This window comes from Serinicoccus hydrothermalis (assembly GCF_001685415.1).
In the GTDB taxonomy this organism is placed as follows: domain Bacteria; phylum Actinomycetota; class Actinomycetes; order Actinomycetales; family Dermatophilaceae; genus Ornithinicoccus; species Ornithinicoccus hydrothermalis.
Map to the genome: position 1 here is coordinate 2,525,219 of NZ_CP014989.1, position 13,309 is coordinate 2,538,527.

Genomic DNA, 13,309 nt, shown 5'->3' on the forward strand with positions numbered 1-13,309 from the left:
CAGGACGAAGGGGGAGCGCGATGGCGGGCGACGACGAGGTCACGATGGTGCCCAACCCGTACCGGACGGCGCTGGAGCAGGCGCGGAACCGGTCGGTCGACCCGGCGGGTGACATCAAGGAGGCCCTTGACAAGGCCGACCGGGCCATGTCGTCGGGGTGCTGGGTGAGCACGACGGCCGACGACTTCGGTGCGGCGCTGGCGGAGCACAAGCGGACCCTGGGGCGGGTGCGTGACGACGCCATCCAGGACTTCGACGACGCGATCGCGGGCCAGCCCGAGCGGGTGGAGTCGACCGCCTGGCAGACCCGGTGGCAGAAGATGGCGGGGATGCGCTGATGGCGACCTGCTCGATCCACATCCCCGGCTTCACCGACCTCGTCGCGGGCGTGGAGAAGGTGCGCTCCGACCTGCCGCTCGACCGCAGCACGGTGTCCGGCAACCTCAGCGGGGTGATGCTCGGGACCGGATCGCTCTCCCGGGTCGACGACGTGCTCAGCTGGGCCGACGATGAGGTGCGCGGCCTGCACCGGCGACTGGCGATGGCGCAGCAGATCGAGGCCTCGACCCCGGGCGTGCAGATGTATGCCCAGTTCGACGAGGACGACGTCTCCACCAAGAGCCAGGCCCAGGTCGAGGCCGACGCGAAGAAGGTCGCGGACTACCTGGAGAAGGGCGGGGAGATCCCGCAGGAGATCCTCGACCTGCTCGCGGAGGGCCAGAACGACCCCTACTTCGCGCAGGCCCTGGCCGAGCGGGTCGACCTGGAGGACCTGTCCAACACCATCGCCGGCGCGGGGATGCCGCCGCAGCCCAGCGGCTACGACCCGGACTACCAGGAGACGCTAGAGGCCTGGCGGCAGGACTACGACGCCTTGCTCGACGGCCTCGGGCAGACCATGGGTCTGGCCTCGCGCGGCACCGGCGACGTGGCCCCGCCGGAGGGGTGGAGCCAGCAGTGGATCGACGCGATCACCACGACCGACCCACCGGGGCAGGCCTCCCGGCTGGCGGCGGTGGTGTCCCGCGGCCAGTGGTCGACGGACTTCACCGTGGAGCTCACGCAGGCGCTCTACGACTACGAGACGGGGGACGAGGGTCACAAGGGGATGTGGAACGTCAGCGCCCATCCCCTGGGCACCTATGTCGGTGCCACGCTGCCGGACGGCACGCAGGCCTACGACCCCATGGCACTGGTGCTGGAGGCTGTCGCGAAGGATCCCGAGGCGGGGATGCGGATCTTCGAGGATGCAGACCGCACCACGGTCGAGGTGGACGGTGAGTCGCACGAGGTGTCCTCCTTCGTCGACTATCTGCTGACCAAGCGCAAGTGGCCCGTCGACGAGGGCGCTGCCGCAGGCGAGATGCTCACCAGCGCGATCACTCCCTACGAGGGAGGTAGCACCTACTCGCTGACAGTGGGCGAGGACGTGAGGCTCGTCTCGAAGGCCTTCGAGGAGGAGGTGCTGGCCCGTAGCGAGGACAAACCATGGTGGTCCGACGTCGGGCACCTGTTCCTCGACGTTCTCGGCCTGGTCCCGGTCATCGGTGAGCCGATCGACGGGGTCAACGCCGCCTGGTACTACGCCGAGGGCGATGTCGTCAACGGCAGCCTCACGGTCGTCGCGATGGTGCCGTTGGCGGGATGGGGCGGGACCGGAGCCAAGTGGGGAACAAAGGTGTTCAAAGGCAGCGACGCGGCCAAGTTCATCGATGAGGTCGGGGGCAAGGTCCTCGACGATGCCATCGACGCAGCACCAGTGCCGACCGTGGCGAAGGCCGACGGACTGCCGGGCAAGGTGGACGTCCCCTCGATGAAGTTCACCGACGAGGCAAGTTTCAACGCGGCGGCCAACAAGGCCCATCCGAACGCCAGCTACGAGTACAACGGGGTGACGTGGAAGACGGACGAGTTCGGGCGCACGAAGGCCGTCGAGGGCACGATTACCGAAGGCTCGGCGACCCGAAGCAAGCTGCAGACGGACATCGGCAACACGCCCGGAGTAGCGGCAGACACCGACGTGGGCTTCCATCTCCTCGGACACTGGTTCGGCGGACCGACGAACCGCCTCAACGTCGTCCCAGGAAACGGCAAGCCACTCGCGGACGGCACGAAGAACCTCAACAACAGCGGTTACGCCAAGATGGAACGGTCCCTGCGTGACGCCATACGTGATCCCGATGTGGCGAGCGTCTCCGTCAAGCTGGAACCGAAGTACATGTCGACTAATGTCTCGGTGCGTCCTGATGCCTTCAATGTGGTCACGACCATCACCCGCAAGGACGGGACGATCGAGACCAAGCCATACTTCTTCGAGAACCAGAGGTAGCCCTGATGAGACCCGAGGCAGAATCGCAGCTGCGCAACATGGTTGCGGACTACATCGCCGTTGCGCCTGAAGGCTGGGTGCGCATCGTCACTTGGTGGGCCAAGCTGGGCGACAGTGCTGATGAGGCGTCTATGAGCGCGGTCCAGTCGCCCGCGGAGGTCGTCGTCAGGGGAGCCGATGGAGTGCTACGGCAGGAGTCGCTGGCCCCAGATTTCCCCTGGATGCACGTCAAGGCGATGGACGAGGCGCTCAAGGGGGACCCGGAAGAAGGATGGCTGGTCATGCGGGTCGAGATCGACGCCGACTGCGACGAGCCGCGCGTGGAGTTCGACCACGACACCCTGGTCCGGGCGGAAACCTCGCTCCAGGACCCGTGGGCGGACGAGGTACACCACTACCTGGAGCGGCACCAGGAGGAGCTGGAGCGGATGAGCGGACCGGCCACGACAAGCACGCCGGAGGACCAGTCGCGCCGTCGGTGGAATTGGTTCAGGTCGTGATGAACAAGGCGGGGGGAGTCGCAGTGCTGGAAGGCGAACTCGAAGCGACCGTCGGCGACATCGTCGACGCTTTCGCTGAGTCCTTTCCGAACTGGATCAGGGTCGTGATCTGGATCGGTCGTCTGAAGTACAAAGGCCAGCCCACCGACACCAACACCCGGCTCAACCGGGTGTTGTCGTACACCGATGGTGAGGTGGTCGCCGCCTACCACACCAAGATGCGCACCGTGTCTGCGCTGTATCGGCGCATCGATGCGCTGACGGAGGACGTGGACTGGACCCAGTGCCGGATCGTGGCTGACCGCGACGGCAAGCACCAGATCGACCTTGTGACCGACGAGCCGCGGCGAGACCTTGAGGGCGCTGGTTCCGACCCCTACTGGGATCAGGTCCACGACTATCTAGAACTGAACCGTGCTGAGGTTGGCGCGCTCGTGGAACGGCTGCGGAGCAGCGGCGACCTGCCCGGCGAGAAGAAGAAGTCGGGCCGAGGGGTGCTCAGCTACTTCCGCCCGGGAACGTGATTAGGACCACGAGAGCGCGTTCAGATGAGTGACCCAGTGTCGGTGGACCGGCAGGTCGAGACGATGGTCTCCGTCCTCACCTCCGACCATCCGCAATGGATACGCGCCGTGGCGTGGGTCGGCCGACTTCAAGAGGACGATGGCTCACCCGCCGAGAGCGATATCTACCTCAACAGAGTGATCTGTTGGAAGGACGGGGGTGTTGTCGCCGAGTACTACACCGGGTTCGACGATTACGAGGCCTATCGTGCGATCGCTGAGGCGTCGAAAGACGTCGAATGGACGCAATTCAGGCTGGTGGCTGACCGGGATGGGGAACGACAGGTGCGGTTCGTGACTGATGAACCACGAAGGCTGGCGGAAGGTGCGGCCACCGATAACTACTGGCGCCAAGTGCACGACTATGCCCAACTGAACGGCGACGACCTGGAAACGCTGGTCAGACGGCTGCGGAGCACTGGCGACCTTCCCGGTGGGAAGAACAAGTCCCGGCGAGGCGTCCTCGGCTACTTCCGACCAGGCGCCTGACGTCGGACACAGGGGAGAGGGTGCGCATGAGCGACTCGGAGTTGCTGGACCTGCAGGTCGAGGCGATCGTCTCGGTCCTCACCTCCGACCACCCGCAATGGATCCGCGCCGTGGCGTGGGTCGGCCGACTTCAGAATGATGACGGCTCGCCTGCGGAGGGCGACATCTACCTCAATCGGGTGCTGTGCTGGAAAGACGGCGTGGTCGTCCCTGAGTACTTCACCGGGTTCGGCGACTACGACGCCTACCGCGCGATTTCGCAGATGACGTCTGACGTCGATTGGACCCAGTTCAGGCTGGTCGCAGACCGAGATGGCGGCAGACAGGTCGAGTTCGTGACGGACGAGCCTCGGCGTCAGGTCGAAGGCTCGGCAACCGACCCGTACTGGCACCAGGTCGACGATTACCTCGAGCTGAACCGCGAGGAGGTCGATGCGCTCGTGGAACGCCTCCGAGCGAGCGGGGACCTGCCCGGGCAGAAGAAGCGGCGACGGGGAATCCTTGGGCTGCTTTCAGGTGGAGCATGAGTGCCGACGCCGGCGATCTCCAGGGGACTCTTGCCCCGCACCTCGATGAGATCGTCGCGACACTGGTCCGGGGCCAACCGGCGTGGATCAGGGTGATGTTCTGGGTAGCACGTCTGGCCGAGCCGGACGGGTCCCCGGCACCTGCTTATCTCAGGCTCAACCGGGTGGTGTCCTGGGTGGACGGCGCGGCCGTCGCGACCTATGGCAAGGCATTCGGGCTCTCGGACGAACTGCGAGCCGTGGACGACAAGACAGCCACTGTCCCGTGGACGCAGTTGAGACTGGTGGCAGATCGTGATGGACAGCGAGAGCTGCGGCTGGTCGATGACGAGCCTCGCCGACAGTTCGACGACTCGGCGAGCGACCCGTACTGGCGACAGGTTCACGACTACCTGGACCTGAATCGTGACCAGGTCGATGCACTCGTGGAGCGGCTGCGGGCAAGCGGGGATCTTCCCGTTGAGGAGAAGAGGAGCGGACGCGGTCTGCTCAGCCTCTTCAGACACCGCCGCGGCCAGCCGTCAGTTTCGACCCGAGAGGACTCCCGCGATGGATGAGCAAGCGCGGCTACACCTTCAGCGCTTCGCCGACGCCTACCGCGAGGCCGCGCCCGAGGGCTGGGTGCGAATCGTCACCTGGTGGGCCAAGATGGGCGAGTCGCCAGAGGAGGCCTCCCTCGACGCGACCATGGCGCCAGCTGTCGTGGTGCTTCGGGATCGCCGCGGATTCCTGGTGCAGGAGCCGATCGAGCCGATGAGCGAGCCGCTGCAGGACCTGCTCCAGCTCGAGGCTCTGGATCAGGACGACACCGGTTGGCTCGTCATGCGGGTAGAGATCGACGCCGACGCTCCCGAACCACGCGTGGAGTTCGACCACGAGACCCTCGTCCGGGCGGAGGCCTCGCTCCAGGACCCCTGGGCGGACGAGGTACATCACTACCTGGAGCGGCACCGTGAGGAGCTCCAGGGGCTGCCGGTGGAACCGACGACGGAGGAGACCGGGCCCGCCCTGGTCGACGTTCCCGGCGTGCACGAGATCGCGGACCGGATCGTGGACGGCCTGACCGGTGACCACTCGTCGTGGATCCGCGTCGTGATGTGGATCGGGCGACTCCAGCAGGAGGACGGGTCGACGGCACCGAACAACGTGCGGCTCAACCGGGTGATCACCTGGGACGGAGCGCAGCTCGCGGCACAGTACGGCCGCACCTCGACGGCTCATGACGCTATCGAGGCGCTGTACGAGGCCGCCGGTGGCGTGGACTGGACCCAGCTGAGACTGATCGCCGACCGGGACGGCCCGCGCTCGATCCTCGCCGTGATGGACGAGCCGCGACGACCTGAGGAAGGGGCGGCGACCGATCCCTACTGGCGGCAGGTCCACGACTACCTCGAGCTCAACCAGGACGAGGTGGAGGCGCTGGTCGAGCGGCTTCAGGACCACGGCAACCTGCCTGGTGACCGAGGCGGGCAGAAGCGTGCCGGGTTACTCAGCTGGCTGCGGCGCCGGGGCTGATACCTGCCGGTCAGCCCACCGGGGAGCGTCCCTGGTCGCGGTGACCGAGCCGCGCCGACAGCTCGGCCGCCGTCTGCCGGACCAGCCGGACGACCGCCTCGATCCGCAGGTCACGGTCCGCCGGGTAGGTGACGGCGACCCCCGCGACCGGGTGGCCCGAGTGGTCCAGCACGGCTGAGGCGACCGACGCCAGACCGGGCGTGACGAGGCCGTCCTCGACGGCATACCCACGGCCCCGGGTGTCGGTGAGCACCCGCCGCAGCTCGACGAGGGAGCGCGGCCCCTGCTCGTGCCGCTGCACGAAGGCCTCGCGCGAGGGGAAGAGCGCGCGCACCTGCGCCGCCGGGAGCGCCGCCAGGATCGCCAGCCCGCTCGCGGTGAGGGTCGCGGGCAGGCGCACCCCGGCGTCGGTGACCAGCGAGGGTCGCCCGGCGACCCGCTCCTCGATGACGTAGAGCACGTCCGGCCCGTGCAGCACCGCCAGGTGAGCGTTGTGCCCGCACGCGTCGGCGAGCCGGGTCAGCCGCGGGCGGGCCAGCCGTTGCAGCGGCGCCTGCCGGGTGTAGGCCGAGCCCAGCTCGTAGGCGGCGACACCCAGGCCGTAGCGCCGCTCCTCGGGCAGGTGCACGGCATACTGCTGCTCGACGAGGACCGTGAGCAGGTGGTAGGTCGTGGACCGCGGCAGCCCCAGCTCGCGGGCGATCGTCGCCGCCGCGACCGGTGTCGCGTGCCGAGCGAGCAGCGTGAGGATGGCCAGCGCGTGACCCGCGGCGGGTGCATTGCTGGTCCCCATCCTCCCGAGGGTAGGCGCTCACCCGCCTCCGCGGGCGCTCACGCGTCCCCGGGCAGCCAGATCCGGTCGAGGTAGTCGCGCATCGAGCGGTCGGAGGAGAAGAACCCACAGCGGGCGACGTTGAGGATCGTCGAGCGGCTCCATGCCTCGGGGTCGGCGTAGGCCCGCTCCACGCGGTCCTGGGCTTCGAGGTAGGACCCAAATCCTGCCAGCGCCATGAACGGGTCGTGGTTGAGCAGGTTGTCCAGCACCGCCGAGACGGCGCCCCGGTCGCCACCGGTGAAGTGGCCGCTGCCGATGAGGTCGATCGTGGCCTTGAGCACCGGGTCCGCCTCGTAGAACGAGCTGGGGACGTAACCCCGCTGGCGCAATTCCTCGACCTCCGGCTCGGTCATGCCGAAGAGGAAAAAGTTGTCCTCGCCGACGAGGTCGAGGATCTCGACGTTGGCGCCGTCGAGGGTGCCGATCGTCAGGGCGCCGTTGAGCGCGAACTTCATGTTGCCGGTGCCCGAGGCCTCCTTGCCGGCCAGCGAGATCTGCTCGGACAGATCGGCGGCCGGGATGACCTTCTCGGCGAGGGTGACGTTGTAGTTGGCCGGGAAGAGCACCTGCAGCCGGCCGTCCATCACCGGGTCGGTGTTCACCGTCTCCGCGACCGAGTTGATGAGGAAGATGATCTCCTTGGCCATGTGGTAGCCCGGCGCCGCCTTGGCGCCGAAGAGCACCGTGCGCGGGGTCACCTGGTCGATCGGGGTGCGGCCCGAGAGGACTCCCTCGTAGACCGAGACGACGTGCAGCAGCTTCAGGGTCTGCCGCTTGTACTCGTGCAGCCGCTTGACCATGACGTCGAGCAGGTGGTCCTGGGACAGCTCGATGCCGTCACGGACGCGCAGCAGCTTGCTGAGCCGCTCCTTGTTGGCGTGCTTGACGTCCCGGAACCGCTGCCGGAAGTCGGCGTCGTCGGCATACGGCTCGAGCTGGCGCAGCTGCTCCAGGTCGGTGACCCAACCGGTCCCGATGGTCTCGTTGATGAGGTCCGACAACCGCCGGTTGGCCAGGTAGAGGAAGCGGCGCGGGGTGATGCCGTTGGTGACGTTGGTGAACTTCTCCGGCCACATCGCGTGGAAGTCGGGCAGCACGTCGTCGCGCAGCAGCTGGCTGTGCAGCTCGGCGACGCCGTTGACCTTGGCGCCCGCGACGGTGGCGAGGTAGGCCATCCGCACCGCGCGCTGCGGCTGCTCGGCGATGATCGACATCCGCCGCACCCGGCCCTCGTCGCCCGGGAAGGCGTCGCGCACCTCGAGCAGGAACTCTTCGTTGATGCGGTAGATGATCTCCAGGTGGCGCGGCAGCAGCCGCCCCAGCAGGTCGACGGGCCACACCTCGAGCGCTTCGGGGAGCAGCGTGTGGCAGGTGTAGGCGAAGCACTGCTGGGTGATGTCCCACGCCTCGTCCCAGTCGAAGCCCTTCTCGTCGACGAGGATGCGCATGAGTTCGGGCACCGCGATGACCGGGTGGGTGTCGTTGAGCTGGAAGATGATCCGCTGCGGCAGCTCGCGCAGGTCCACGTCGCGCGGCAGGGTGTTCTCGATGAAGTCGCGCAGGCTGCAGGCGACGAAGAAGTACTGCTGCTGCAGCCGCAGCTCCTTGCCCTGCGGCGTCGAGTCGTCGGGGTAGAGCACCTTGGAGATGTTCTCCGCGAAGATCTCCGCGCGGGAGGCCTGGGCGTAGTCGCCGGCGTTGAAGGTCTGCAGGTCGAAGGCCTGGTTGGCCTCGGCGCTCCACAGCCGCAAGGTGTTGACGACGCCGTTGCGGAAGCCGGGGACCATGTAGTGGTAGGGGACGCCGCGGACCTGCCAGGCGGGGACCCAGCGGGTGTGCTCGGTGCCGTCCTCGTCGACCGAGGTCTCGGTATGCCCGCCGAAGCCGACCTGGACGGCGCGCTCGGGGTGCGGGAACTCCCACGGGCTGCCCAGGCGCAGCCAGCTGTCCGGCTCCTCGACCTGGCGGCCCTCGACGAAGGTCTGCCGAAAGATGCCGTACTCGTAGCGGATGCCGTAGCCGATGCACGGCTGGTCCATCGTCGCGAGCGAGTCGACGAAGCAGGCGGCGAGCCGCCCGAGGCCGCCGTTGCCCAGGCCGGGCTCGACCTCCTGGCCGCGCAGCGCCGCCATGTCGATGCCGCACTGCTCCATCGCCTGCTCGGCGATGCCCTGCAGGTCCGAGGCGAGCAGGTTGTTGCCGAGCTGGCGGCCCAGGAGGTACTCCGCCGAGAGGTAGCCCACGATCCGGGTCGGGTTCTTGCGGCGCCGGTGCCCGGTCTCCAGCCAGGACGCCATGAGGTAGGAGCGCACGGTCCGGGCGAGCGCGAGGTACTGGTCGTTGATCGTCGACTGCGACAGCTTGACGCCCTGCCCGAAGTTGAGCTGGTCCAGGAACTCACGGACGAAGCCGTCGACGGTGCGCGGCGGCGAGGTCACCGGGCCGGTCGCCAGCTCGTGCGACGCCTCGAAGCTGGGGCCGCGCCGGTTGGCGTCGGCGGACGGGCTCTCGTCGGTGATGACGGGGTGCGGGTGCGTGGAGGTCACGAGTCGTAACCCTAGGGCCTCGCTGGTTCCCGGGCATACCTGGCGCGGGGCGTGTGTTGGCAACCAGGCCCGCCCTGAGAGCACCCGAGACCGGAGGAGACCGAGAGTGACCCCAGCCGACCAGTCCGCCCCCGCTCGTGAGGTCCGCCTCGTCGCCCGCCCGCACGGGTGGCCCGAGCCGTCCGACTTCGAGCTCGCGACGAGCGAGCTGCCCGAGCTCGCCGACGGGCAGGTGCGGGTGCGCAACGAGCTGATCTCCGTCGATCCCTACATGCGCGGTCGGATGAACGACACCCGGTCCTACGTCGCGCCCTTCGAGCTGGGCCGGGCGATGGAAGGCGGCGCCGTCGGGGTCGTCGAGGAGTCCCGCGCCGAGGGGTATGCCGTGGGCGACCACGTCCTGCACCAGCTCGGCTGGCGCGAGGAGGCCGTCGTGGACGCGGAGTCCGCGCGCGTCGTCGACACCGACGCGGCGCCCGCCCCCGCCTACCTCGGGGTGCTCGGCATGACCGGGCTCACCGCCTACGCCGGGCTGGTCCGCGTCGCGCAGCTGCGCGAGGGCGACGTCGTCTTCGTCTCCGGGGCCGCCGGAGCGGTCGGCAGCGTGGCCGGCCAGGTGGCCAAGGCGCTCGGCGCGTCCCGCGTGATCGGCAGCGCCGGCTCCCAGGAGAAGGTCGACCACCTCGTGGACGAGCTCGGCTTCGACGCCGCCTTCAACTACAAGGACGGCGACGTCGCCGCCCAGCTCGCCGAGCACGCGCCCGACGGGATCGACGTCTACTTCGACAACGTCGGCGGCGACCACCTGGAGGCCGCGATCGGGGCCCTCCGGCAGGGTGGCCGGATCGCGATCTGCGGCGCCATCTCGAGCTACAACGACACCGAGCCCGCGCCGGGACCGCGCAACCTGGCCCGGCTCATCCAGGTGCGTGGCACGATGACCGGCTTCCTCGTCCCCGACCACCAGGACCTGGCGGAGGAGTTCGCCGAGCGGGCCGCCGGATGGCTGTCCTCCGGGCAGCTGAGCTCCCGCGAGACCGTCGTCGACGGCATCGAGCACGCGGTCGACGCCTTCCTCGGGCTCCTGCGCGGCGACAACACCGGCAAGATGCTCGTGCGCGTCTGAGGTCTGAGCCGCTCAGCGGTATGCCCGGGCGGCCCGCCGCGGCGAGAACCAGGAGGGGGTGTGGGCAGGCATACCGAAAATCGCAGGTGCAACGCCTTTTCCGACGCCTAGGGTCGGTCCTCGGTCCGCACGAGGCGGGCCACGCGAGGAGGAAAGGACCGATGGAGCAGCTGACGCCGACGCTCATGAACTGGGCGTCGATCCTGGAGCAGAGCACGCGCGAGCAGGCGGAGCTGACGGCGAGGATGCCGTTCATCCACCCGCACGTCGCGCTGATGCCCGACGCCCACCTGGGCCTGGGCGCCACCGTGGGGTCGGTCATCCCGACCCTCGGGGCGATCATCCCGGCCGCCGTGGGCGTCGACATCGGGTGCGGCATGATCGCCGTGCGCACACCGTTCACGACCCACGACCTGCCGGCCGACCGCGCCCCCGTGCGCGAGGCGATCGAGCGGGCGATCCCGCTGCACGCCGGCGCCGCCAACCGCACGGTGAGCCGCGAGCACACCGAGCAGCGACTGGTGACGTTGCGGGCGCTCGCCGAGGAGGCGGGCTTCGACCCCGCCGAGCACGCCCGGCGCTGGGAGCTGCAGCTGGGCACCCTCGGCTCCGGCAACCACTTCATCGAGGTGACGGCGGACGAGCAGGACGGTGTCTGGTTGTTCCTCCACTCCGGGTCGCGGGGTGTCGGCAACAAGATCGCCCAGCAGCACATCCGGGTCGCCGCGCAGCAGTGCGAGGGCGTCGACCTGCCGCACCGGGACCTCGCCTACCTCACCGAGGGCACGCCGGCGTTCGACCGCTACATCGCGCAGATGCGGTGGGCGCAGACGTATGCCCTGCTCAACCGCGAGGAGATGATGGACCGGGTCGTGCGCCAGGTCGCGGAGTGGCTGGCGGTGGACGTCGCCGCGGTGGAGCGGGTGGAGGAGATCAACTGCCACCACAACTACACCGAGCAGGAGGTCCACTTCGGCGAGACCGTGTGGCTGTCCCGCAAGGGTGCCATCAACGCCGAGGCCGGTCGGCCGGGGCTCATCCCCGGGTCCATGGGGACGGCGTCCTACGTCGTCGTCGGCAAGGGCTGCCGGGAGGCGCTCAACTCGGCGCCGCACGGTGCCGGGCGGACCTTCTCGCGGCGGCGGGCCAGGCGTGAGTTCACCGTCGAGGACCTGCGGGCAGCGATGAGCGGGATCGAGTACCGCGACACCGACGCCTTCATCGACGAGATCCCGGCCGCCTACAAGGACATCGACCAGGTGATGGCGGACGCCACCGACCTGGTGGAGGTCCGGCACACCCTCCGGCAGCTGGTGAACGTCAAGGGCGACTGAGCGCGCCCCGAGCCGGCGCCGGTGACGTGCGGTGCCGAGTGGCCCACTTCGGAGCGGTTCCTCTCCGGAACCGCCGACCGGAGTGGGCCACTCGGCACGTGACGTGGGGAGTCGGCGCGTGGGGAGTCAGCGGTATGCGCGGGCGGCCCGCCGCGCGGACGCCGGCACGAGCACCTCGAAGCGCTCAAGGACGACGAGGGTGTCGTCCCCGACCGGCTCGTCGTCCGGCGCCGTGGCGGCGAAGGCCGTGCGGTGGATGGCGCGCCAGTCGGCGAGCGTGCCGTTGCCCTCGCCCTCGAGCCGGGCGTGCTCGGCAGTGACGTCGGCGAAGCGGCAGACCTCCACGTCCGTGATCCTGATGAGCGCCCGCGGGTGGCCCGAGCCGTCGAGCAGGATGGACAGCAGCCCCGGCTCGGGCAGCGCCAGGTCGAGGTCGACGCCGGTGCGGGTGAGGGTGTCGCCCTCGGCCGGCGCCTCGTCCAGGGCCTGCCGCGCCCGCGCGTCGGCCTCGTAGTCCCGGTAGGCGCTGGCCGTCGCGGTCTTCCGCCCGGCGAGCACCAGCCCGAGCAACCGGTCCGCGGTCTGCGGGTCGTCCTCCCCGCCGAAGCTCCACGCCGGCGGCGGGAGGGTGTCGCTCACCTGGGCACCGGCATACACCTCGATGCGGTTGAGCTTGCCGCGGATCCGCGCGTCCTCCCAGAACGCGGCGATCGCACGGTCGTGCCGGCTGCGCTCCGGTCCGCCCGGTGTCTGCTCGCTCATGCACCCCACCCTAGGCTCACCCGGTGTGAGGCCCTTCCTGCTGCTCGGCACGCGCGCCGAGGACGACGCCGCCGCCGACGAGTATGCCGGCTTCCTGCGCTACGGCGGCCTCACGGAGAGCCAGCTGCACCGCGTCCGGGTCGAGGCGGCGCCGCTCGCGCCGGTCGACCTCGAGGCCTACAGCGGGGTCATCGTGGGCGGCAGCCCGTTCAACGCCTCGGACGAGCGCAAGGGCGAGGTGCAGCTGCGGGCCGAGCGGGACCTCACCGAGCTGGTGCGCCGGGTCGTCGAGGCGGACGTGCCCTTCCTCGGTGCCTGCTACGGCATCGGGCTCCTGGGCATGGTCTGCGGCGGCACGGTCGACCGGCGGTATGCCGAGGCGCCGGCCGCGACACCCATCCGGCTCACCGAGGCGGGGCGGGCCGACCCGCTGCTGGCGGGCATACCCGACCCGTTCCACGCCATCGTCGGGCACAAGGAGGCGTGCGCGACGCTACCCGCCGGTGCCGTCCTGCTGGCGTCGTCAGCGGGGTGCCCGACGCAGATGTTCCGGATCGGTCGGCACGTCTACGCCACGCAGTTCCACCCCGAGCTCGACGCCGACTCGCTGGAGCACCGGCTGCGGATCTACGCGGGGCACGGCTACTGCGAGCCGGAGGAGGTCGGCCCCATCGTCGCGCAGGCCCGGTCGGTGGAGCTGGGGCACGTGCGGACCGTGCTGCGCAACTTCGTCGCCCTCGCGCGGGACTGACGCTCCTTCGCGTGGCAGGGGTGGCCGGGTGC

14 protein-coding genes are annotated in these 13,309 nt (G+C 69.4%); 11 read left to right on the forward strand and 3 right to left on the reverse strand.

The window, feature by feature from the left end; all coding sequences use genetic code 11:
- Positions 1-20: 20 nt before the first annotated feature.
- The 8 genes from SGUI_RS11770 (at position 21) to SGUI_RS11805 (ending at position 5,923) form a co-directional block, all read left to right on the forward strand.
- Positions 21-338: a hypothetical protein gene (locus tag SGUI_RS11770; protein ID WP_066640460.1), complete on the forward strand. Its 318-nt coding sequence runs from the start codon at positions 21-23 to the stop codon at positions 336-338.
- Entirely contained in the window at positions 338-2,329 is a 1,992-nt protein-coding gene (locus tag SGUI_RS11775) for a DNA/RNA non-specific endonuclease (RefSeq protein ID WP_066640462.1), read from the forward strand. The genes SGUI_RS11770 and SGUI_RS11775 overlap by 1 nt, the downstream gene beginning before the upstream one ends.
- A gap of 131 nt (positions 2,330-2,460) precedes the next feature.
- Positions 2,461-2,829, forward strand: coding sequence for a hypothetical protein (locus tag SGUI_RS11780; protein WP_157621827.1), 369 nt, complete (start codon positions 2,461-2,463; stop codon positions 2,827-2,829).
- Positions 2,826-3,353, forward strand: a complete 528-nt coding sequence (locus SGUI_RS11785) for a hypothetical protein (protein WP_066640466.1) — start codon at positions 2,826-2,828, stop codon at positions 3,351-3,353. Before SGUI_RS11780 ends, SGUI_RS11785 begins: the two co-directional genes overlap by 4 nt.
- Before the next feature lie 42 nt (positions 3,354-3,395).
- Positions 3,396-3,881, forward strand: coding sequence for a hypothetical protein (locus SGUI_RS11790; protein ID WP_157621828.1), 486 nt, complete (start codon positions 3,396-3,398; stop codon positions 3,879-3,881).
- A gap of 26 nt (positions 3,882-3,907) precedes the next feature.
- Complete coding sequence (locus SGUI_RS11795; RefSeq protein WP_066640471.1) at positions 3,908-4,408, forward strand: hypothetical protein; 501 nt, start codon at positions 3,908-3,910, stop codon at positions 4,406-4,408.
- On the forward strand, positions 4,405-4,965 hold the full coding sequence (locus SGUI_RS11800; protein ID WP_066640472.1) for a hypothetical protein: 561 nt from the start codon (positions 4,405-4,407) through the stop codon (positions 4,963-4,965). Before SGUI_RS11795 ends, SGUI_RS11800 begins: the two co-directional genes overlap by 4 nt.
- Positions 4,958-5,923, forward strand: coding sequence for a hypothetical protein (locus SGUI_RS11805; RefSeq protein ID WP_066640473.1), 966 nt, complete (start codon positions 4,958-4,960; stop codon positions 5,921-5,923). Before SGUI_RS11800 ends, SGUI_RS11805 begins: the two co-directional genes overlap by 8 nt.
- A 10-nt stretch (positions 5,924-5,933) precedes the next feature.
- On the opposite strand, the gene SGUI_RS11810 is transcribed toward SGUI_RS11805, so the two are convergent.
- Together SGUI_RS11810 and SGUI_RS11815 are read right to left on the reverse strand one after the other, a co-directional pair.
- Entirely contained in the window at positions 5,934-6,716 is a 783-nt protein-coding gene (locus SGUI_RS11810; protein ID WP_066640474.1) for an IclR family transcriptional regulator, read from the reverse strand.
- Positions 6,717-6,754: 38 nt separating this feature from the next.
- Positions 6,755-9,304 (reverse strand): glycogen/starch/alpha-glucan phosphorylase, encoded by a 2,550-nt coding sequence (locus tag SGUI_RS11815; RefSeq protein WP_066640475.1) that lies wholly within the window; start codon positions 9,302-9,304, stop codon positions 6,755-6,757.
- Between the two features lie 106 nt (positions 9,305-9,410).
- On the opposite strand from SGUI_RS11815, the gene SGUI_RS11820 reads away from it, so the two are divergent.
- Together SGUI_RS11820 and SGUI_RS11825 are read left to right on the forward strand one after the other, a co-directional pair.
- Positions 9,411-10,430, forward strand: a complete 1,020-nt coding sequence (locus SGUI_RS11820; RefSeq protein WP_066640477.1) for an NADP-dependent oxidoreductase — start codon at positions 9,411-9,413, stop codon at positions 10,428-10,430.
- Between the two features lie 161 nt (positions 10,431-10,591).
- Positions 10,592-11,764 carry an RtcB family protein gene (locus tag SGUI_RS11825; RefSeq protein ID WP_066640479.1) on the forward strand — a complete coding sequence of 391 codons (1,173 nt, stop codon included), beginning with the start codon at positions 10,592-10,594 and terminating at the stop codon, positions 11,762-11,764.
- Positions 11,765-11,890: 126 nt separating this feature from the next.
- On the opposite strand, the gene SGUI_RS11830 is transcribed toward SGUI_RS11825, so the two are convergent.
- The gene (locus tag SGUI_RS11830) at positions 11,891-12,526 is read right to left on the reverse strand and encodes an ASCH domain-containing protein (protein ID WP_066640483.1); all 636 of its coding nucleotides are present in this window, start codon (positions 12,524-12,526) and stop codon (positions 11,891-11,893) included.
- A 25-nt stretch (positions 12,527-12,551) separates the two neighbouring features.
- On the opposite strand from SGUI_RS11830, the gene SGUI_RS11835 reads away from it, so the two are divergent.
- Positions 12,552-13,277, forward strand: coding sequence for a glutamine amidotransferase (locus SGUI_RS11835; protein WP_066640485.1), 726 nt, complete (start codon positions 12,552-12,554; stop codon positions 13,275-13,277).
- Positions 13,278-13,309: the final 32 nt, after the last annotated feature.

Excerpts from the sequence above, each read along its gene's own strand:
- SGUI_RS11770 (WP_066640460.1), top strand. The coding sequence starts at position 21 with ATGGCGGGCGACGACGAGGTCACGATGGTGCCCAACCCGTACCGGACG.
- SGUI_RS11775 (WP_066640462.1), top strand. The coding sequence starts at position 338 with ATGGCGACCTGCTCGATCCACATCCCCGGCTTCACCGACCTCGTCGCG.
- SGUI_RS11780 (WP_157621827.1), top strand. The coding sequence starts at position 2,461 with ATGAGCGCGGTCCAGTCGCCCGCGGAGGTCGTCGTCAGGGGAGCCGAT.
- SGUI_RS11795 (WP_066640471.1), top strand. The coding sequence starts at position 3,908 with ATGAGCGACTCGGAGTTGCTGGACCTGCAGGTCGAGGCGATCGTCTCG.
- SGUI_RS11800 (WP_066640472.1), top strand. The coding sequence starts at position 4,405 with ATGAGTGCCGACGCCGGCGATCTCCAGGGGACTCTTGCCCCGCACCTC.
- SGUI_RS11805 (WP_066640473.1), top strand. The coding sequence starts at position 4,958 with ATGGATGAGCAAGCGCGGCTACACCTTCAGCGCTTCGCCGACGCCTAC.
- SGUI_RS11810 (WP_066640474.1), bottom strand. The coding sequence starts at position 6,716 with ATGGGGACCAGCAATGCACCCGCCGCGGGTCACGCGCTGGCCATCCTC.
- SGUI_RS11825 (WP_066640479.1), top strand. The coding sequence starts at position 10,592 with ATGGAGCAGCTGACGCCGACGCTCATGAACTGGGCGTCGATCCTGGAG.
- SGUI_RS11830 (WP_066640483.1), bottom strand. The coding sequence starts at position 12,526 with ATGAGCGAGCAGACACCGGGCGGACCGGAGCGCAGCCGGCACGACCGT.